This window comes from Candidatus Planktophila sulfonica (assembly GCF_002288065.1).
GTDB lineage: Bacteria > Actinomycetota > Actinomycetes > Nanopelagicales > Nanopelagicaceae > Planktophila > Planktophila sulfonica.
Window position 1 is genome coordinate 1,049,781 of record NZ_CP016773.1, and the last position, 18,792, is coordinate 1,068,572.

General features: G+C 49.6%; 19 protein-coding genes. 2 read left to right on the forward strand and 17 right to left on the reverse strand.

Features of this window, described 5'->3' with window-relative positions:
* Window positions 1-14: 14 nt before the first annotated feature.
* The 6 genes from purH to pcrA are packed head-to-tail and all read right to left on the reverse strand — an operon-like array spanning window position 15 to window position 7,534.
* Window positions 15-1,562, reverse strand: a complete 1,548-nt coding sequence (gene purH / locus A1sIA56_RS05300; protein WP_095673884.1) for a bifunctional phosphoribosylaminoimidazolecarboxamide formyltransferase/IMP cyclohydrolase — start codon at window positions 1,560-1,562, stop codon at window positions 15-17.
* Window positions 1,555-2,115 (reverse strand): phosphoribosylglycinamide formyltransferase, encoded by a 561-nt coding sequence (gene purN, locus A1sIA56_RS05305; RefSeq protein ID WP_095673885.1) that lies wholly within the window; start codon window positions 2,113-2,115, stop codon window positions 1,555-1,557. Before purN ends, purH begins: the two co-directional genes overlap by 8 nt.
* Window positions 2,112-3,185 carry a cell division protein PerM gene (locus A1sIA56_RS05310; RefSeq protein ID WP_095673886.1) on the reverse strand — a complete coding sequence of 358 codons (1,074 nt, stop codon included), beginning with the start codon at window positions 3,183-3,185 and terminating at the stop codon, window positions 2,112-2,114. Before A1sIA56_RS05310 ends, purN begins: the two co-directional genes overlap by 4 nt.
* A gap of 7 nt (window positions 3,186-3,192) precedes the next feature.
* Window positions 3,193-4,074 (reverse strand): succinate--CoA ligase subunit alpha, encoded by an 882-nt coding sequence (gene sucD, locus A1sIA56_RS05315; protein ID WP_095673887.1) that lies wholly within the window; start codon window positions 4,072-4,074, stop codon window positions 3,193-3,195.
* On the reverse strand, window positions 4,074-5,240 hold the full coding sequence (sucC, locus tag A1sIA56_RS05320; protein WP_095673888.1) for an ADP-forming succinate--CoA ligase subunit beta: 1,167 nt from the start codon (window positions 5,238-5,240) through the stop codon (window positions 4,074-4,076). The genes sucD and sucC overlap by 1 nt, the downstream gene beginning before the upstream one ends.
* A gap of 50 nt (window positions 5,241-5,290) precedes the next feature.
* The gene (gene pcrA, locus A1sIA56_RS05325; RefSeq protein WP_095673889.1) at window positions 5,291-7,534 is read right to left on the reverse strand and encodes a DNA helicase PcrA; all 2,244 of its coding nucleotides are present in this window, start codon (window positions 7,532-7,534) and stop codon (window positions 5,291-5,293) included.
* Window positions 7,535-7,562: 28 nt separating this feature from the next.
* Between pcrA and A1sIA56_RS05330 the strand changes: the two genes are divergently transcribed.
* Entirely contained in the window at window positions 7,563-8,288 is a 726-nt protein-coding gene (locus A1sIA56_RS05330) for a PIG-L deacetylase family protein (RefSeq protein WP_095673890.1), read from the forward strand.
* A 5-nt stretch (window positions 8,289-8,293) separates the two neighbouring features.
* Here the strand turns inward: A1sIA56_RS05330 and A1sIA56_RS05335 are convergent, their stop codons facing one another.
* From A1sIA56_RS05335 to A1sIA56_RS05355, 5 genes are read right to left on the reverse strand one after another with little or no spacing between them, the layout of a single operon-like run.
* Window positions 8,294-8,977 carry a peptidylprolyl isomerase gene (locus A1sIA56_RS05335; RefSeq protein WP_095673891.1) on the reverse strand — a complete coding sequence of 228 codons (684 nt, stop codon included), beginning with the start codon at window positions 8,975-8,977 and terminating at the stop codon, window positions 8,294-8,296.
* Between the two features lie 10 nt (window positions 8,978-8,987).
* Window positions 8,988-10,538, reverse strand: coding sequence for a glutamine-hydrolyzing GMP synthase (guaA, locus tag A1sIA56_RS05340; protein WP_095673892.1), 1,551 nt, complete (start codon window positions 10,536-10,538; stop codon window positions 8,988-8,990).
* Entirely contained in the window at window positions 10,528-11,640 is a 1,113-nt protein-coding gene (locus A1sIA56_RS05345) for a GuaB3 family IMP dehydrogenase-related protein (protein ID WP_095673893.1), read from the reverse strand. The genes guaA and A1sIA56_RS05345 overlap by 11 nt, the downstream gene beginning before the upstream one ends.
* 2 nt (window positions 11,641-11,642) lie before the next feature.
* Window positions 11,643-12,755, reverse strand: a complete 1,113-nt coding sequence (gene guaB / locus A1sIA56_RS05350) for an IMP dehydrogenase (RefSeq protein WP_095673894.1) — start codon at window positions 12,753-12,755, stop codon at window positions 11,643-11,645.
* A 45-nt stretch (window positions 12,756-12,800) separates the two neighbouring features.
* Window positions 12,801-13,751 carry a MerR family transcriptional regulator gene (locus A1sIA56_RS05355; RefSeq protein WP_223298422.1) on the reverse strand — a complete coding sequence of 317 codons (951 nt, stop codon included), beginning with the start codon at window positions 13,749-13,751 and terminating at the stop codon, window positions 12,801-12,803.
* 92 nt (window positions 13,752-13,843) lie between these two features.
* Here A1sIA56_RS05355 and A1sIA56_RS05360 point away from each other — a divergent pair, with 92 nt between their 5' ends.
* Entirely contained in the window at window positions 13,844-14,146 is a 303-nt protein-coding gene (locus A1sIA56_RS05360; RefSeq protein WP_095673896.1) for a WhiB family transcriptional regulator, read from the forward strand.
* A gap of 73 nt (window positions 14,147-14,219) precedes the next feature.
* Here A1sIA56_RS05360 and groL read toward each other — a convergent pair whose 3' ends face one another.
* From groL to tsaE, 6 genes are all read right to left on the reverse strand, one after another.
* On the reverse strand, window positions 14,220-15,854 hold the full coding sequence (gene groL, locus A1sIA56_RS05365; protein WP_095673897.1) for a chaperonin GroEL: 1,635 nt from the start codon (window positions 15,852-15,854) through the stop codon (window positions 14,220-14,222).
* A 3-nt stretch (window positions 15,855-15,857) separates the two neighbouring features.
* Entirely contained in the window at window positions 15,858-16,151 is a 294-nt protein-coding gene (gene groES, locus A1sIA56_RS05370; protein ID WP_095673898.1) for a co-chaperone GroES, read from the reverse strand.
* Between the two features lie 133 nt (window positions 16,152-16,284).
* Entirely contained in the window at window positions 16,285-17,313 is a 1,029-nt protein-coding gene (gene tsaD, locus A1sIA56_RS05375) for a tRNA (adenosine(37)-N6)-threonylcarbamoyltransferase complex transferase subunit TsaD (protein ID WP_095673899.1), read from the reverse strand.
* Window positions 17,313-17,765: a ribosomal protein S18-alanine N-acetyltransferase gene (gene rimI, locus A1sIA56_RS05380; protein WP_223298423.1), complete on the reverse strand. Its 453-nt coding sequence runs from the start codon at window positions 17,763-17,765 to the stop codon at window positions 17,313-17,315. Before rimI ends, tsaD begins: the two co-directional genes overlap by 1 nt.
* The gene (gene tsaB, locus A1sIA56_RS05385; RefSeq protein ID WP_095673901.1) at window positions 17,762-18,295 is read right to left on the reverse strand and encodes a tRNA (adenosine(37)-N6)-threonylcarbamoyltransferase complex dimerization subunit type 1 TsaB; all 534 of its coding nucleotides are present in this window, start codon (window positions 18,293-18,295) and stop codon (window positions 17,762-17,764) included. The genes rimI and tsaB overlap by 4 nt, the downstream gene beginning before the upstream one ends.
* The gene (gene tsaE, locus A1sIA56_RS05390; protein WP_095674197.1) at window positions 18,292-18,705 is read right to left on the reverse strand and encodes a tRNA (adenosine(37)-N6)-threonylcarbamoyltransferase complex ATPase subunit type 1 TsaE; all 414 of its coding nucleotides are present in this window, start codon (window positions 18,703-18,705) and stop codon (window positions 18,292-18,294) included. Before tsaE ends, tsaB begins: the two co-directional genes overlap by 4 nt.
* Window positions 18,706-18,792: the final 87 nt, after the last annotated feature.

Here is an 18,792-nt window from a genome sequence, read left to right on the forward strand (position 1 = left end):
TCCTATTCTCTGGCTTAAGCGTGTGAGAAATGTCGAGTGCCAGTAAAGAACATCGCTACGCCTGCTTTGGTGGCCGCGTCAATAACTTCTTCATCGCGGACGCTTCCACCAGGCTGAACAATCGCTGTAACACCCGCTGCTGTAAGGATTTCAAGGCCATCGGCAAATGGGAAGAAGGCATCAGATGCTGCAACGCTTCCAGCGACGCGATTGCCTGCGCGATCAACTGCCAGCTTTGCTGAATCAACACGATTGACCTGGCCCATACCAATTCCAACTGCAGCGCCATCTTTGGCGAGCAGAATCGCATTGCTCTTTACTGCGCGCACTGAGCGCCATGCAAAAGCCAGATCCTTAAGAACATCGGAAGAAACAGGAGCACCAGTTACTTGCTTCCAATTCTTTGGATCATCACCCTCGGCATTAATTAAATCTGTCTGCTGAACTAGAACTCCACCAGATACAGGGCGAAGTTCAAGCGGTGAAATAGAAGTCGTTGTGCAAGTGAGAATTCGAATGGATGGCTTCTTCATCAGAATTTCAAGCGCTGCTGGTTCATACTCTGGAGCGATGATGACTTCTGTAAAGATTTGCGAAAGAGGTTCAGCCATTGCAACGGTGACTTTGCGGTTTGCTGCGACAACGCCACCGAATGCAGAAACCGGATCGCATGCATGCGCCTTTGCATAGGCATCGGCAATATCTACACCCACTGCTACGCCACATGGATTAGCGTGCTTGATGATGGCAACGCATGGTTCGGAGTGATCGAGCGCGGTACGCCATGCAGCATCGGCATCGGTGTAATTGTTAAATGACATCTCTTTACCGTGCGACTGAACAGCGTTGACGATTCCTGACGGTCCTCCGCGATAGATGGCCGCCTGCTGATGAGGGTTCTCGCCGTAGCGTAATGAGTTTTCGCGCTTCCAGATAAGACCGAGCCAATCTAAATCTTCCATCTTCATACTTACTGTGGAGCCAAGCCAACTTGCGATGGTGAGGTCGAATTCAGCAGTAGTGCGGAAAACTTCAAGAGCTAAGTGCTTGCGTTCTTCATCGGTAAATCCACCAGCCTTAATGGAAGCGACGACATGGTCGTATTGATCTTCATTGCAGACAACTGCAACAGAGCCATGGTTCTTTGCAGCACCACGAAGCATTGAAGGACCGCCGATATCAATTTGTTCGATGCACTCTTCAAATGAAGCGCCAGACATAAGGGTTTTGTAGAAGGGATAAAGGTTGATGACAACGAGGTCAAAAGGTGCGATATCGAGATCTGCGATTGCCTTCAGGTGTTCAGGGTTGTTTTGATCAGCCAAGATTCCTGAATGAATCTTTGGGTGCAGAGTCTTAACGCGACCGTCCATAATTTCTGGGAAACCTGTGTAGCTACTCACTTCTGTGACAGCAAAGCCAGCATCCTGAAGGGTTTTTGCAGTTGAGCCAGTGGAAAGGATTTCTACGCCTGCATCAGCAAGACATTTACCAAGTTCGAGGAGGCGATCTTTATCGTAGACGCTTACTAGTGCACGTCGAATGGGTTTGCGATTAGCCATTGATTTTCTCCAGGGTTGGTAAGAGTTCTGCAATGGTCGCAACTATGAGACCTCGTTCGACAATCTTAATGCGTTCATGAAGTGACTCTTCGGTATCTCCGGGCAAGATCTCTACGCGTTCTTGCGCAATGACTTTCCCGGTATCAACGCCTGCATCGACCCAGTGAATCGTGGCGCCAGTCTCGGTTGCGCCTGCTGCCAGAGCGTCGCGAACTGCATGTGCCCCTGGAAATAGAGGAAGAAGCGCAGGATGGCTATTGATGATTTTGAATTTACTTGTGATGCGCTCAGAGAGAATTCGCATAAAACCTGCGCTGACAACGAGATCTGGCTTAAGCGCAGCGATAAGTGTTTCTAGTTCTCGGTCCCATTCGGTGCGATCAGGCAACATGGGAATTGTAAAAGTTTCAATGCGCGCCTTATGTGCGCGATCAAGAACAGCGGCATCTCTTTGATCTGAAATTACCGCGACGATATCTGCATCCAGTTGGGCATCGAAGATGGCTTGAGCCAAAGTTCCGCTTCCTGATGCCAGGATGACGATGCGCTTCATCGATTACTGCGATTCATGACAACAGTTGTTGCCGCAGCACCTATCCCGATTTCAAGCGCAGTTGATAACGCAAACTTCCAAATAGAGACTCCCATTGCCCCCATTTCAACTGTGATCAGTGAGCCGCTGGCGAGATAACCAAGCCCAATAAGGCAAACGACTGTGAATGCATAGCTTTGAATCAGAGTCGTTATTCCAAGCACTAAAGACCAGCGTGCTAGAAGTACACCAAGAGCTATAAAGAGAAGTACTCCGAGCAGTGCCCATGGATGTTTCTGTGTAGGAAGCACGCCAAGAAGTGGAAGGGCTGGGATTTGTCCAAGGTCATAAGACAGTGGAGAAACGATTGTTCCTGCACCCACTGCTAAACCGGTTCCAGAGAAATAGGCAGCAAGAGCAACTGCTGCATTAGGTAGGTAGAGAATATTGAGGAAGAGAAGAAGAACTCCGCCAAAAAATCCTGGTTCGAGAGAGATTGAAATAGCCTTCACTAACGAGAAGTTGGCAAAAATCAGAATTGAAAGTGCAATAAGTGATGCGCCAAGAATGAGTGCGGTAATTCGAGCTGCAATGCGCAACGGTCGTGATGGGTTTACGCGATAGCCAGCTGTGAGAGTTGCAATCAGCGCGATCAGAAAGGTAATGACAGGAGCCAAATACCACTGCGGCGTTACCGCAGTTGATTTACTTAAGAAAGCTAAGGCAGTAGCAAGTGCCATATAAAAGCTAGAGAAAATAATGCGCACTGCGTTGATGTCATGAAAGTCGCCCTGAAGACGATCAACAGCGCGATTAAATGCTGAGCGGATTGCAATAAATGGAAGTACTACTCCCCCGATAGGTAAGTAGGTGAGATAACCAGCTAGCCCTGTTGGTGGAAGTGAGAGCTGGAATGGAATGTGGTGTGCACCAAGCCAAATCCAGACTGCGCCACGAATGGGATCAGTTGTGCTGCCACTTGCACTTCCTGCTGTCGCCCAAGCAATGAGTGCAATAAATGAAAATGGGAGCAGGAGAAAAGCGACGCTACGAAGTACATGAGACAACGAGACCGAGAGGACGCGTTGCATCGGAGAATTAACGACCTAGGATGTCGCGCATCAACTGCGCTGTTTCACTTGGTGTCTGCCCGACCTTTACTCCAGCTGCTTCAAGCGCATCTTTCTTAGCCTGCGCTGTTCCTGATGAGCCAGAAACGATTGCGCCAGCGTGGCCCATCGTCTTGCCTTCAGGTGCTGTAAATCCTGCAACGTAACCAACAACTGGCTTGGTGACATATTCAGAGATAAATGCAGCTGCACGTTCTTCTGCATCTCCGCCGATTTCACCGATCATGACGATTGCAGTTGTCTCAGGATCATCCTGGAATGCGCGAAGGCAATCGATATGAGTTGTTCCAATAACTGGGTCTCCACCGATACCTACAGCAGTTGAGAATCCAATATCGCGGAGCTCGTACATCATTTGGTAGGTAAGAGTTCCTGACTTTGAAACAAGTCCGATCGGTCCACGCTTAGTGATATCTGCAGGAATGATTCCAACATTTGATTGCTCAGGGCTGATAAGTCCTGGGCAGTTAGGTCCGATGATCTGTGTTGTTCCCTTTTGTAGTGAGTATGCATAGAAGTATGCAGAGTCATGTACAGGAATACCTTCAGTGATCACAACGACGAGTGGCATCTTGGCATCGATTGCATCGATAACAGCTGCCTTTGCAAACTTAGGTGGAACGAATACAACAGAGACATTGGCACCTGTTGCAGCCATTGCTTCAGCAACTGTGTTGAAGACAGGAAGTGTTGTGCCATCGATATCAACGCTCTGGCCACCCTTGCCTGGTGTAACTCCACCAACAACCTTGGTGCCTGATGCCAACATACGACGGGTGTGCTTAGTTCCTTCAGAACCAGTCATTCCCTGAACGATTACCTTGCTTGATTCATTGATAAAGATAGACATTACTTTGCCGCCAATTCTGCAGCGCGTGATGCTGCTCCATCCATAGTTTCAGCTTGCTCAACCAATGGGTGGTTTGCAGCGTTAAGAATTGCGCGTCCTTCCAGGACATTGTTTCCATCGAGACGAACCACAATTGGCTTAGTTGCCTTTGGTCCAAGTAGCTCGAGGGCTTGAACGATTCCATTTGCAACAGCGTCGCATGCGGTGATTCCACCGAATACGTTTACAAATACGCTCTTTACATCAGGATCGCCGAGAATAATTGAAAGCCCATCTGCCATTACCTGAGCCGATGCACCGCCTCCGATATCGAGGAAGTTAGCTGGACGCATTCCGCCGAACTTTTCTCCAGCGTATGCAACAACATCGAGTGTCGACATAACAAGTCCTGCACCGTTTCCGATGATTCCGACCTGACCGTTATCGAGCTTGACGTAGTTAAGGCCCTTTTCCTTTGCAGCTGCTTCGAGAGCATTTGCAGTGTCATGATCAACAAGTGCTTCGTGATCTGGCTGACGGAAATCAGCGTTCTCATCAAGGGTGACCTTGCCATCGAGTGCGACGACGCGACCATCTTCTGTCTTAACGAGTGGGTTTACTTCTACGAGAGTTGCATCTTCTGATTGGAAAGTTTCCCAAAGCTTGACCAATACATCAGCAACTTGATCTGCAACATCTGCAGGGAACTGAGCTTGAGCAACAATCTCTTTCGCCTTAGCAAGTGAAATTCCATCCACAGCACTTACTGGAACCTTCGCAAGTTTTTCTGGAGCTGTATGCGCAACTTCTTCGATATCCATTCCGCCGGCAACAGATGCCATGACGAGGAATGTGCGGTTTGAACGATCAAGAAGAATTGAAACGTAATATTCATCGACGATTGGTGCTGCTTGAGCAATCATCACTTTGTGAACTGTGTGGCCCTTAATATCCATTCCGAGAATGGCGCTTGCCTTTTCAAATGTATCTGCTGGATCTACTGCAAGCTTTACTCCGCCTGCTTTTCCACGTCCACCAACTTTTACCTGCGCCTTAACAACAACTTTGCTACCCATCTTCGCAGCAGCATCACGTGCCTGCTCGGGTGTAGTTGCAACTGCGCCCTGAAGAACAGGGACGGCGTGCTTTTCAAAAAGATCGCGGGCTTGGTATTCGTAGAGATCCACGTAGGCTCCTTAAGAGAGGGGGCGAATAGAGCCCAATCCTAAGTGTTTATTTACAGGGCTGTGACAGGGGCATAGCGCAGCAAGAGGCGCTTATCGCCGTACTGGCCGAAGTTGATGGTCGCCTCAGACTTATCGCCTTCGCCACCAAGGGCTACGACGGTACCTAATCCGAATGTGTCATGTGACACACGCTGTCCGACCTCGAGAACCATCGCAGTTGATTTCTTGCCGGTGGCGCGAGGTGGTGGACCTGATGGAAGTCGAGATTTACGAACTGCAGATGATGTTGTGAAAGTGCTGCGTCCTTCATTCTTCCATTCGATGAGATCGGTTGGGATTTCATCGAGGAAGCGAGAACCTGGGTTGTACTTCGGTGTTCCGAAAGTTAAACGATATTCAGCGCGCGAAATGTAGAGACGCTTTTCTGCGCGAGTTAAACCGACATAAGCCAAGCGACGTTCTTCTTCGATCTCTTTTGGATCATCAAGGGTTCGTGCATGCGGAAAGATTCCGTCTTCCATGCCGGTGAGAAATACCGTTGGAAATTCGAGTCCCTTTGCGGTGTGCAGAGTCATCAAAGTGACGACTCCCCCGTGGTCCTCGCCATCCGGGATCTCGTCGGCATCCGCAACCAATGAAACTTTCTCAAGGAAGCCAGACAGCGAAATTTCTTCATCTTCGCCGAGTTCTTCAAATGGGCGTTCTTCATATTCCATTGATGCTGAGACAAGTTCCTTGAGGTTTTCTACACGAACTTCATCTTGCGGATCTTTACTGGTTTCAAGTTCAGTGAGTAAACCTGATTGCTCGAGAACAGCTTCGATGATGACTGATGGCTTGGTCTTAGCTTCTACAAGAGTTTGAAGTGCTACCAACATGGAAGTGAAGTTCATGATGGATTGGGCGGCCTTGTTGGGTACCGACGTTGCCTCGGAAACTCGCAAGAGCGCATTCCAAAATGAGATGCCTTGGGCTTGCGCAAAGATTTCAACTTCTTCTAAGGCGCGATCGCCGATGCCGCGCTTAGGTAAATTAATAATGCGGCGAATAGAGACTTCATCATCAGGGTTTGCCAGCACGCGAAGGTAGGCAAGTAAATCCTTTACCTCTTTACGTTCGTAGAATCGAAGGCCACCAACGACTTTGTAAGGAATGGCAGCGCGCATAAAGATTTCTTCGAAGATACGAGACTGGGCGTTGGTGCGATAGAAGACCGCTGTATCGCCTGGATTGGAATGGCCCATATCTTGTAGCGAGCGGATCTCAGATTTAATGAATTCAGCTTCGTCATATTCAGATTCGGCTACATATCCAACAAGTGGCGCACCAGAACCAGCATCTGACCAGAGGTTCTTCTCTTTACGAGATTCGTTCTTAGTAATCACTGCGTTAGCTGCGTTAAGGATGTTCTGGGTAGAGCGGTAATTTTGCTCGAGCAAGACTGTTGCAGCGTTAGGGTAATCAACCTCAAATTGCAAAATATTTCGAATGGTTGCGCCGCGGAAACCGTAAATGGATTGATCCGCATCTCCTACAACACAGAGTTCAGCGAGCGGGAAACCGTCGCCTTCAACTCCGGTGAGCTCTTTAACTAATTGATACTGGGCATGGTTGGTGTCCTGATATTCATCGACCAAGATGTGGCGGAATCGAGAACGAAAGCGCGCCTTTGCTTCAGGAAACTTCTGCAAGACCTGAACTGTCTTCATAATCAAATCATCGAAATCCATGGCGTTGGCTTGCTGTAAACGCTTCTCGTACATGGTGTAAACATCGGCGACAATGGTTTCAAATTGATTGGTGGCGTGGCTTAAATACTCGTACGGAGTCTGTAGTTCGTTCTTTGCATTTGAAATCAAGTTTTGAAATTGGCGAGCTGGGTAACGCTTTGGATCGATATTGAGGGTTTCCATTACGCGTGAAATGAGCTTCTGCGAATCAGCTGAATCGTAAATACTAAATGTGCTGCTGTAACCCAAGCGTTCAACTTCTTGGCGAAGCATGCGCACACATGATGAGTGAAATGTTGAGACCCACATCGATTTAGCGATTGGCCCGACTAATTCCGTCACGCGCTCCTTCATCTCGCCAGCAGCCTTATTGGTAAAAGTAATTGCCAAGATTTCGTAGGGGCGGACTTCGCGACGAGCCATGATGTAGGCGATGCGACGCGTGAGAACTCGAGTCTTTCCAGAACCAGCGCCAGCTACGACGAGAAGCGGAGAACCAGCATGAGAAACCGCCTTCTGTTGCTGCGGATTGAGTCCGTCGAGCAATGGGTCGGTCGTGGTCATGGCGGGGAGTCTATTAGGCTTGTACGTCATGGAGCCTTTAGCAGATTCAGAGATCAAGCGCGTTTTAGTTGTGAATGCACATCCCGATGATTCGGATTTTGGCGCTTCAGGAACTATCGCCCAGTGGGTTCAACAAGGTATCCAAGTCTCATATGTGCTCTGCACCAATGGAGACCAAGGCGGCGAAGAATCTGGATTTACCAAGGAAGAGATGCCGGCAGTTCGCCAGCGCGAACAACGCGCAGCATGCGCAGCCCTTGGAATTAGCGATGTCACATTCCTAAATTACGTCGATGGGCATCTCGAGCCAACTATCGCTCTTCGTAAAGATATTGTCAGGCAGATTCGTCGAGTTCAACCAGATCGCATCATCTGCCAATCACCAGAACGCAACTGGGAACGAATTGGTGCAAGCCACCCGGATCACTTAGCTGCCGGTGAAGCGACAATTCAAGCGGTCTACCCTGATGCGCGAAATCCATTTGCATTTACAGATTTGCTCGAACAGGAAAACCTTCAGCCTTGGAAGGTGAAGGAAGTGTGGATGCAGGGCCATGCACATCCTGATCACTTCGTTGATATCACTGACACTTTCCACTTCAAGATTGCAGCGCTAAAAGAACATGCATCACAGACTGGCCATATGGAAAATCTCGAAGAGATGCTCCGCGAATGGGGCCAGCGCAATGCCGGGGTTGGACAGCTACCTGAAGGTCGTATCGCTGAAGCTTTTAAGATCGTAAATACAAACTAATAATTTTATTTTGCTGTTGCTTTTACAATCTCAACCATCTGAATTGGGAAACCATCTGGGGCGTACATCGCTTGTTCTCCACTCATTTGATAAGCACCTACGGCGCCAATTTTCTGAACGAGATCTAAGCCTTTGGTGATCTTTCCCCAGATTGTGTAATTCGGCCCAAGCTGAGTGTCTTGGTAGACCAAGAAGAACTGTGAACCATTTGTCTTTGGCCCTGAATTCGCCATTGCCACTGTGCCTGCTGGGTAATTCTTTGCGCCAACTTTTGGAAGGTTCTCATCGATATAACCCTTCCATCCTGTTGGTGAACCACTTCCGCTTGCAGTTGGGTCGCCACATTGCAGGACGAAAATTCCTTCTGTTGTAAGGCGATGGCAGAGTGACTTGTTGTAGTAACCAGCATTGGCAAGAGCGGCAATTGATGTCACTGTAATTGGTGCTTTGGAACCCAAGAGCGAGATCACAATCGGTCCGCAATTAGTTGTTAAGGTCAAAGTCTTTGCAGGGCTCTTTGCAGCAACAGTTGGTTGCTTCACCTTTGCAGGTGCATGGCCCTTCGCGGTGCTCTTTGCGCATCCTGGAACAGAGACAGGGCGCTCTGCAGATTGTGCAGGTGCAGAAATAATTGATGTCGATACCACTAGCGCAAATGCAAGTGTTACTACCTTCGCGTTTTTAAACATTATCGAGTTCCTATTCCCATTCAATTGTGCCAGGTGGCTTGCTTGTAACGTCGAGGACCACGCGATTAACTTCGCGGACCTCGTTGGTAATACGTGTTGAAATCTTTTCTAGTACTTCATATGGAACGCGCGACCAATCTGCAGTCATTGCATCTTCACTCGATACTGGGCGCAAAACTATGGGGTGCCCATAGGTACGACCATCGCCTTGCACGCCAACGCTACGAACATCGGCGAGCAATACAACTGGGCATTGCCAGATATCGCGATCAAGGCCGGCAGCCTTGAGCTCGTTACGTGCAATCAAATCTGCTTCGCGCAAGATATCGAGGCGTTCGGCTGTTACTTCACCGATGATACGAATGCCAAGACCGGGACCAGGAAATGGTTGGCGCCAGACTATTTCTTCAGGAAGCCCGAGTTCGATGCCGACTTGGCGAACTTCATCTTTAAAGAGAGTGCGCAGTGGTTCGACCAATTTAAATTTCAGATCATCAGGCAAGCCACCCACATTGTGGTGAGACTTGATATTGGCAGTACCTGTTCCGCCGCCAGATTCAACAACATCTGGATACAAGGTGCCCTGAACTAAGAATTCAACATCTCCCCCAGCTGCAATATCGCGAGCTGCCTTTTCGAAGGAACGAATAAATTCGCGACCAATAATCTTGCGCTTTTCTTCAGGGTCTGTGACTCCAGCGAGTGCGTTAAGGAATTGATCAACAGCATCAACGACAACGAGTTCGACGCCAGTGGAAGCCACGAAGTCACGTTGTACTTGTTCTGATTCACCGCTGCGAAGCAGACCGTGGTCTACAAATACACATGTCAGCTGCTTACCAACTGCGCGCTGCACGATTGCTGCAGCTACTGCAGAATCAACGCCGCCCGAAAGACCGCAGATAACGCGCTTATCGCCAATGACAGCCTTCGCCTTTGCGACTTCATCTTCAGCAATGTTCTGGGTTGTCCATGATGGCTTACATCCTGCAATATTAAGAAGCCAATTCTTGAGGATTGCTTGGCCATGTTCTGAGTGAAGAACTTCTGGGTGGAATTGAACTCCGGCTAATTTTCCTGAAGCATCTTCAAAGGCCGCAATCGGTGTATCTGAAGTAGACGCTGTGATACTAAAGCCACAAGGAACTTCGGAGACTGCGTCGCCATGCGACATCCAGACAGACTGCGATGCAGGAAGGCCTGCAAACATCTTTGATCCTGCTTTTACTTCTAACGGCGTGCGACCGAATTCTGATTTACCAGTCTGTGCTACAACGCCGGCAAGTGCTGCAGCCATAGTCTGGAATCCGTAACAGATACCGAAGACAGGAATACCGAGAGCAAAGATTGCAGGATCTACTTTTGGTGCATGGTCTGCATAAACTGATGAAGGTCCACCAGACAAGATAATTGCTTCAGGGTTCTTTGCACTTACTTCTGAAGCAGTAATTGAAGATGGAACAATTTCAGAGAAGACGTTGGCTTCGCGAACGCGACGAGCAATGAGCTGTGCATACTGTGCGCCGAAATCGACGACGAGAACGCCGTGCTTATCGGCCATGCTGCATAATGATTTCTACGCGCTGGAATGACTTCACATCTGAGTATCCGCAGGTAGCCATTGCACGACGTAGTGCGCCAAATAAGTTCATTGAGCCATCAGATGTATGTGATGGGCCGTTGAGTACTTCTTCAAGAGTGCCCACAGTTCCCACATTCACGCGCTGACCACGTGGAACATCTTGGTGATAGGCCTCTGAACCCCAGTGCCATCCGAGTCCTGGGGATTCAACTGCCTTTGCAAGAGCTGATCCCATCATGACAGCGTCGGCGCCACATGCAATTGCCTTTGCAATATCGCCAGACTTTCCGATGGATCCATCTGCAATCACGTGAACATAACGTCCACCTGATTCATCGAGGTATTCACGGCGAGCTGCTGCAACATCTGCAACAGCTGTTGCCATTGGTACCTGAATTCCAAGAACTGTCTGTGTGGTGTGCGCTGCTCCGCCACCGAATCCGACGAGAACACCGGCAGCACCTGCGCGCATCAAGTGAAGTGCACCAGTTGTTGTGGCTACTCCACCAACGATTACAGGGACATCGAGTTCGTAGATAAATTTCTTCAAGTTGAGTGCTTCGTTTTCCGCAGCAACGTGTTCGGCAGAAACTGTTGTTCCGCGAATAACGAAGATATCTACACCTGCATCAATAACTGCCTTGTGAAGCTGAGCAGTGCGCTGTGGTGACAGTGATGCTGCAACTGTGACGCCAGAATCGCGAATCTGCTTGATGCGCTCTTTGATGAGTTCTGGGCGAATTGGCGCTGCATAAATTTCTTGCATACGACGAGTTGCATGCTTATCTGGCATCGATGCGATTTCACCCAGCGGAATACGAGGATCGTCATAGCGAGTCCATAGGCCCTCGAGGTTTAGAACGCCGAGTCCGCCGAGCTTTCCGATTGCGATTGCCGTCTCAGGAGAAACGACTGAGTCCATAGGAGCTGCTAGAAGCGGTAAATCAAACTTGTATGCATCGATCTGCCATGCGGTGCTTACATCTTCAGGTGTGCGAGTACGGCGGCTTGGGACGATAGCGATATCGTCGAATGAGTAAGCCTGGCGGGCGCGTTTTCCGGGAGCGATTTCGTAATCCATAGTTATTTCTTCTTGCTGTAGTTAGGGGCATCGGCCACATGCAGAACATCATGTGGGTGGCTCTCCTGTAAGCCAGCTGCAGTAATTTGAATCAAGCGACCTTCGTGGCGCAGAGTTTCGATATCAGGTGCTCCGGCATAACCCATTCCGCTACGGAGTCCGCCAACAAGTTGGTGAATAACATCAGCAACAGGTCCGCGGTAAGCAACCTTGCCTTCAATTCCTTCAGGTACAAGTTTGTCTTCGGAAAGTACATCGTCTTGCATGTAACGATCCTTGGAGTATGACTTCTTTTCTCCGCGAGATTGCATCGCACCGAGTGAACCCATTCCGCGATATGCCTTGTACTTGCGGCCATCGATTTCAACGAGTTCGCCAGGAGATTCTTCGCAACCTGCAAGAAGTGAACCGAGCATCACTGAATGTGCACCAGCAACAATTGCTTTAACGATGTCGCCTGAATATTGAAGTCCACCATCTGCGATAAGTGGAATGCCTGCCTTGTTACATGCCTTAGCAGCTTCCATGATTGCAGTTACCTGTGGAACTCCGACACCGGCAACAACGCGAGTAGTGCAGATTGACCCTGGACCAACGCCAACCTTGACGGCATCTGCTCCTGCATTGATGAGTGCTTGTGCACCTGCGCGAGTTGCAACGTTTCCACCAATGATTTCGATGGTGGAAGAAAACTTCTTAATTCGCTCGATAGCTTCAAGAACTGCGCGGTGATGTCCGTGGGCAGTATCTACGACAACAACATCGACGCCTGCTTCAATCAACTTCTGTGCGCGAGCAAAACCATCTTCGCCCACACCTACTGCTGCTCCTGCAAGGCCAACGTTCTTTACAAGTTTGACGTGAGTTACTTGCTCATCGACCGGCAAGTTGCGGTGGATGATTCCGATTCCGCCAGCCTTTGCCATGGCGATAGCCATCGTTGATTCAGTGACGGTATCCATTGCAGATGAGACGACCGGAACGGCCAAAGTGATATTACGTGTGAGGCGAGTAGATGTGTCGACCTCGGAAGGGACTACATCGGATGCGTCAGGAAGAAGAAGGACATCGTCATATGTCAGGCCAAGGAGCGCGACCTTCTCAGAATCGATCATGGCGGCCCCCTTGTATAGCTACGAGAGCGCAGTCTACCTGCTCAATTAAGCGCCTAAAGCCTGCGTAATTTCCTCACATGCATGCTCAAGGCCCTCGGCCTTGGTGACATCGTCACAGTTAATGGAGTCCCAACCGGGTCCCCCAATGACAACTCGTGGGGCAGGGCGGATTGCAGGTAACTCGTTCCAATATTTCTGTTCGGCATTCTTTGGCAATTGCGCCCAGAGGAAGATTGCAGGTGGCGCGCTTCGAGTGACCATCGCAGATAAAGCTTCAAGTGGTGTGCGAGCGCCAAGGACAGTGGCCTGAATATTACGTTCGCAGAGAGCTGCCGCAAGGGCATATAAAGGGATTGAGTGAAGTTCTTCACCGACTGCTGCGATTAAAACAGGGCGCGGATTAATTGGCTTCTTTAATTCAACAACTCGGTTATGCATTGTGCGTGTAAGAATTTCAGAGAAGAGATGTTCAACCTCGATGCCCTTCTGATTGTTCTCCCATTCTTCACCAATTAAAAAGAGGGTTGGAACAATGACATCAGACCATGCACCTTCAACGCCATACGTTTCAATCTCATGGGCCAAAGTGGTTTCAACAAAGGCGCGATCAAAACCTTGTAGGGCTTTATAGAGTGCATCGACAACTTCTTCACGGACTTCAAATTCTTTAACGATCTTCTTTAGCGGGACGGCTGTCTTACAAGCCTTGGCTTGTTCAGCAGCGTCGGCAGGAGTAACGCCGGCAACGATAAGTCGGCGCATCATGGTGAGCTTGGCTAAATCATTTGGGCAGTAACGGCGGTGTTCGCCTTCTTCATGCTCTGATGGTCCGAGGCCATAGCGGCGATCCCATGTGCGCAAAGTGGCAGGAGCTACGCCAATGCGGCGGGCAACTGCTGCCACCGTCAGTTTCTCTTCAGTGTCTCCTGAAGCGCTCTTCGCCATGACGATATCGTGGCGTGAAGTGGGGTAACTCACCACTTGAAAATCGGACATTTCGACCACTGAACAAGATATGGCGCGTTAGGTACTTGAACAACCTATGAAACGATTGTATTGTGCACTTATCAACGACAAAGGAGAACCACATGGCTGAACTATCACGTCTACCGCAACCTATTGCTGAGCAATGGGAATGGCAGTACGAAGGATCATGCCGATCAATGGATTCAGAGATGTTCTTCCATCCAGATGGAGAACGTGGTCCCCGTCGTCGCAATCGCGAGAACGCTGCGAAGGCTGTCTGTGCTTCATGCCCAGTCATTCAAGCCTGCCGCACACATGCACTTGCAGTTCAGGAGCCATACGGCATCTGGGGAGGTCTCTCAGAAGATGACCGCGCAGTGATCTTAGAACGCCGCGGCATTCCTCTTATTTCGCACGCATCTTAATTTTTCCTCCTAAGGGAAATAGAAAATCCCCCGCACTCAAAAGAGTGACGGGGGATTTTTCTTTACTAATTACTTAGTGGCTATGCCCACCAGGACCGTGTGAGTGGCCGTGGCCGCTTGATGCTGGCTCTTCATTTGCTGGACGCTCGAATACAACAGCTTCTGTTGTAATGAACATTGCAGCAATTGATGCAGCATTAGCGAGTGCTGAACGAGTCACCTTTACTGGGTCGATGACGCCATCTTTTGCAAGATCGCCATAGACATCAGTTGCAGCGTTGAAGCCTTCGTTATGCTTCATTGCGCGGACCTTTGCAACTACTACGTAGCCTTCGAGTCCAGCGTTCTCTGCAATCCAGCGAAGTGGTTCATCACATGCCTTGCGGACAAGTGCAACACCGACAGCCTTATCACCTGTGAAGCCGAGGTTGTCATTAAGAGCATCTGCAGCATGCACGAGTGCAGCGCCTCCGCCGATAACGATTCCTTCTTCAACAGCTGCGCGAGTTGCAGAGATTGCATCTTCAAGACGGTGCTTCTTCTCCTTCAACTCAACTTCAGTATGTGCGCCGACCTTGATTACGCAAACTCCACCAGAGAGCTTTGCAACTCGCTCCTGAAGCTTTTCGCGATCCCAGTCAGAATCAGATTGTGAAATCTCTGCACGAAGTTCGCCAATACGTCCTGATACTGATGACTTGTCGCCAGCGCCATCAACGATTGTGGTTGTCTCTTTTGTGACCACGATGCGACGAGCGCGACCGAGATCTTCAAGAGTTGCAGCCTCGAGCTTCATACCAACTTCTTCAGAGATAACAGTTGCACCTGTAAGGATTGCAATGTCCTGCAAGATTGACTTGCGACGATCTCCGAATGCAGGTGCCTTAACGGCAACGGAAGTAAATACTCCGCGCATGCGGTTTACAACGAGAGTTGAAAGCGCTTCACCTTCAACGTCTTCAGCGATGATAAGAAGTGGCTTTCCTGCCTGAGAAACCTTCTCAAGAAGTGGAAGAAGTTCAGCAAGAGCTGAGACCTTGTTGCTGACGAGAAGGATGTAAGCATCTTCAAGTACAGATTCCATGCGATCTTGATCGGTGACGAAGTATGGAGAGATGTAGCCCTTATCGAACTGCATTCCTTCTGTGAATTCGAGTTCGAGAGCTGTTGTTGATGCTTCTTCAACAGTGATGACGCCATCTTTGCCGACCTTATCCATCGCTTCTGCGATGAGATCTCCGATTGCGCGATCTTGTGCTGAAATCGTTGCAACATCTGCGATCTGCGCCTTGTCTTTTACGACAGTTGCGTTCTCGCGAAGACGAGCTGAGATTGCCTCAACAGCTGCTTCGATTCCCTGCTTGAGATCCATTGGCTGTGCGCCGGCAGCAAGGTTACGAAGACCTTCCTTAACCATTGCCTGAGCAAGCACTGTTGCAGTTGTTGTTCCATCGCCAGCGACATCGTTGGTCTTTGTAGCAACTTCCTTAACGAGCTGTGCGCCCATGTTTTCTACTGGATCTGAAAGTTCGATCTCCTTGGCAATTGTCACACCATCGTTTGTGATTGTTGGTGCGCCAAATGACTTAGCGATGACGACGTTACGGCCCTTAGGTCCGAGTGTTACCTTGACGGTATCCGCGAGTTGGTTAACTCCACGTTCCATTGCGCGACGAGCATGCTCGTCGAATTCCAACATTTTGCCCATGGATTACTTCTCGATTACTGCGAGGATGTCGCGAGCAGAAAGTACGAGGTACTCCTCGTTGTTGTAGCGAACTTCAGTTCCGCCGTACTTGCTGTAGAGAACGACATCGCCGACCTTTACATCCATCGGTACGCGAACGCCATCATCGAAGCGGCCTGGGCCGACTGCAACAACTGTGCCTTCCTGTGGCTTCTCTTTCGCTGTATCTGGGATAACGAGACCTGATGCAGTTGTTGTTTCAGCTTCAGTTGCCTTAACAACGATGCGATCTTCGAGCGGCTTAATGGCTACTGCCATGGTTGTACTCCTTTTTATCGAGGTTTAACTTCGAGATATTCACTATCTTCGGGGCTCACCTGCTTTAGCAGTGTCGACCCTAGAGTGCTAACGCCAAGCCTATGGGCGCTTATTCCCCGGGGCAAATTGAGAGTTAGAGGCTGACTTGCTCGACCTTCAGGCTCGAATCTGCGTCAAAGGCGCCCTGGGTGGCCGGTCTGCCGGCGCTGACCATGAGGCTGCCCAGTGAGGCAACCATCGCCCCGTTATCGGTGCACAGGGCCGGGCTGGGAATACGGAGCTGGATGCCGGCCTTCTCGCAGCGCTCGGCAGCAACGGCGCGAAGACGTGAGTTGGCCGCGACTCCCCCTGCGATCACCAGCGAATCAATCCCTGACGATTTACAAGCAGCCAAGGCTTTCAGAAGTAGGACATCGACAACCGCTTCTTGGAATGAAGCTGCAACATCTGCGCGAACATATGACGGAGTGCTTTCAAGGTAACGAGCCAGTGCTGTCTTAAGTCCTGAGAATGAGAAATCGTATGGACGAGTGGCCCAGTCATTAGTTGTTGTGAGTCCACGCGGGAAATCGATGGCGCTCGCAGATCCGTTTACCGCTTCGCGATCGATTGCAGGTCCACCAGGAAAACCTAATTCGAGAATACGAGCGATCTTGTCGAAAGCTTCACCTGCTGCATCATCCATCGTTGCGCCAAGTTTTGTAATTGAACCTGTGATGTCATCAACTTGAAGAAGCGATGAGTGTCCACCGCTGACAAGAAGTGCGATTGTCGGATCAGTTGGTTGATCATGGGTTAAGTAATCAACAGATACGTGAGCAGCTAAGTGGTTGACTCCGTAAAGCGGACGACCAAGTCCTTGTGCCAGCCCGTTAGCCGAAGCTACTCCCACAAGAAGTGCACCGACTAAACCAGGACCAGCAGTTACAGCAACTGCATCAATATCTGAAAGTGAAACTTGAGATTCTTTCAGTGCGAGTTCGATACTTGGGAGCATTGCTTCTAAGTGCGCGCGCGATGCGATTTCAGGAACTACTCCCCCAAAGCGTGCATGTTCATCAACACTGGATGCAATGACATTTGCCAGCAAGGTACGCCCGCGAACAATGCCAATGGCGGTTTCATCACACGAAGTTTCAATACCAAGGACTACAGGCTGCATTAGGCAAAGTCCTTTCGCATTACGAAGGCGTCTTTACCTGGACCGTAGTAATCCATGCGTACAGAGATCTTCATGTAACCAAGAGATTTGTAGAGCTCTATGGCTGACTCATTGGTCTGCTCTACTTCAAGCATCATGGCGCTAGCTCCGCGCTCCTTAGACCACTCTTCGATCTGGCGCATAAACTCTTTGGCAATGCCCTGTCTGCGATATTCAGGCAGAACAGCCACAGTCAGAATGTCTGCCTCAACGCCAGGGGCTGGGACAAATACTCCGCAATATCCAATAATTTTATTGTCAGCTTCTGCAACTGACATGTAACGGGTGGTTGGAATGCCCGCAAACTCTTCTTTAAATTGTGCTGTATTCCAAGGCGAATAAGGAAAGAGCTGCTTCTCGTAGGAAGCAAGGACTGGAATGTCTAAAGCAATAGGTTGACGATAGGTAATCATGATCGCTCCGCCGTCGGAACAGCATCGGGCCGACGCAGGTACATCGGTTCGGTCACGTTCTGTGAACTGCTCAACGCAACGAGCTTCTTCATATCCGGATATTGATCAATGATGAATCCATCAACTTCGGCAGGCTTGCTCACTGAAGGTCCTTCGATGCGCACGCCATCTTTATAGTGAGCCCAGTAAATCTCCTTACGTCGCGCATCAATCGCAACTATGTATTCATTCTCATCGATTGCAATTGCATCTAATGAACAGACACCAATCACGGGAATATTGCGTGCTAATCCAAAGGCATGAGCAAATGAAATTCCAACCCGCAAACCAGTGAAAGGACCTGGGCCCATTCCCACGACCACTTGCTTAGGCGGATGTGAAACCTTGAGGGCTTCTGCAACTAATTGAGAAAGTGCGCGACCGTGATCGGTTGCACCTTCATGAAACTTTTCGAAGAGAACGTTGTCGCCATCGATGATTCCAACGATGGTTCGCGAAGTAGATGTATCTATCGCAAGAGCAAGAGTCATGAGCTAAACCCCTGCCAACGTGCACCAACAGGAGTCATGGTGACTTCACGAACGTCATCGGTCCGATCAATAACAATTTCCAAACGCTCTTCGCTCAATCGAGCCGACTCTTCCCCGCCCCATTCGATAACAGTGACAGCGTTCTCGCGAGGTGAATCCAAATCAAGATCATCTAGATATAGCGCGGCATTTCCGCCCTCAAGCAATCGATAAGCATCGACATGGATCAATGGCAGCGGCGCTTTATGGATACGAGAGATGACAAAGGTTGGAGAAGTGACATCGCTGATTCCAAGAGCTTCACCGATCCCCTGAACCAGAACGGTCTTACCTGCGCCAAGTGGACCATTGAGAAGGATGAGATCGCCAGCTACGCACTTTGCGCCAATGCGCTTACCAAGGTCGTGCATATCGGTGGCTGTAGCAATCTTCACTGGTTGAGGATAGTTGAGAAAAGAAGAAGGGCCCCAGGTTTCCCTGAGGCCCTTCCTTGCTTA

Excerpts from the sequence above, each read along its gene's own strand:
- purH (WP_095673884.1), bottom strand. The coding sequence starts at position 1,562 with ATGGCTAATCGCAAACCCATTCGACGTGCACTAGTAAGCGTCTACGAT.
- purN (WP_095673885.1), bottom strand. The coding sequence starts at position 2,115 with ATGAAGCGCATCGTCATCCTGGCATCAGGAAGCGGAACTTTGGCTCAA.
- A1sIA56_RS05310 (WP_095673886.1), bottom strand. The coding sequence starts at position 3,185 with ATGCAACGCGTCCTCTCGGTCTCGTTGTCTCATGTACTTCGTAGCGTC.
- sucD (WP_095673887.1), bottom strand. The coding sequence starts at position 4,074 with ATGTCTATCTTTATCAATGAATCAAGCAAGGTAATCGTTCAGGGAATG.
- pcrA (WP_095673889.1), bottom strand. The coding sequence starts at position 7,534 with ATGACCACGACCGACCCATTGCTCGACGGACTCAATCCGCAGCAACAG.
- A1sIA56_RS05330 (WP_095673890.1), top strand. The coding sequence starts at position 7,563 with ATGGAGCCTTTAGCAGATTCAGAGATCAAGCGCGTTTTAGTTGTGAAT.
- A1sIA56_RS05335 (WP_095673891.1), bottom strand. The coding sequence starts at position 8,977 with ATGTTTAAAAACGCGAAGGTAGTAACACTTGCATTTGCGCTAGTGGTA.
- guaA (WP_095673892.1), bottom strand. The coding sequence starts at position 10,538 with ATGGCCGATAAGCACGGCGTTCTCGTCGTCGATTTCGGCGCACAGTAT.
- A1sIA56_RS05345 (WP_095673893.1), bottom strand. The coding sequence starts at position 11,640 with ATGGATTACGAAATCGCTCCCGGAAAACGCGCCCGCCAGGCTTACTCA.
- guaB (WP_095673894.1), bottom strand. The coding sequence starts at position 12,755 with ATGATCGATTCTGAGAAGGTCGCGCTCCTTGGCCTGACATATGACGAT.
- A1sIA56_RS05355 (WP_223298422.1), bottom strand. The coding sequence starts at position 13,751 with ATGTCCGATTTTCAAGTGGTGAGTTACCCCACTTCACGCCACGATATC.
- A1sIA56_RS05360 (WP_095673896.1), top strand. The coding sequence starts at position 13,844 with ATGGCTGAACTATCACGTCTACCGCAACCTATTGCTGAGCAATGGGAA.
- groL (WP_095673897.1), bottom strand. The coding sequence starts at position 15,854 with ATGGGCAAAATGTTGGAATTCGACGAGCATGCTCGTCGCGCAATGGAA.
- groES (WP_095673898.1), bottom strand. The coding sequence starts at position 16,151 with ATGGCAGTAGCCATTAAGCCGCTCGAAGATCGCATCGTTGTTAAGGCA.
- tsaD (WP_095673899.1), bottom strand. The coding sequence starts at position 17,313 with ATGCAGCCTGTAGTCCTTGGTATTGAAACTTCGTGTGATGAAACCGCC.
- rimI (WP_223298423.1), bottom strand. The coding sequence starts at position 17,765 with ATGATTACCTATCGTCAACCTATTGCTTTAGACATTCCAGTCCTTGCT.
- tsaB (WP_095673901.1), bottom strand. The coding sequence starts at position 18,295 with ATGACTCTTGCTCTTGCGATAGATACATCTACTTCGCGAACCATCGTT.
- tsaE (WP_095674197.1), bottom strand. The coding sequence starts at position 18,705 with ATGCACGACCTTGGTAAGCGCATTGGCGCAAAGTGCGTAGCTGGCGAT.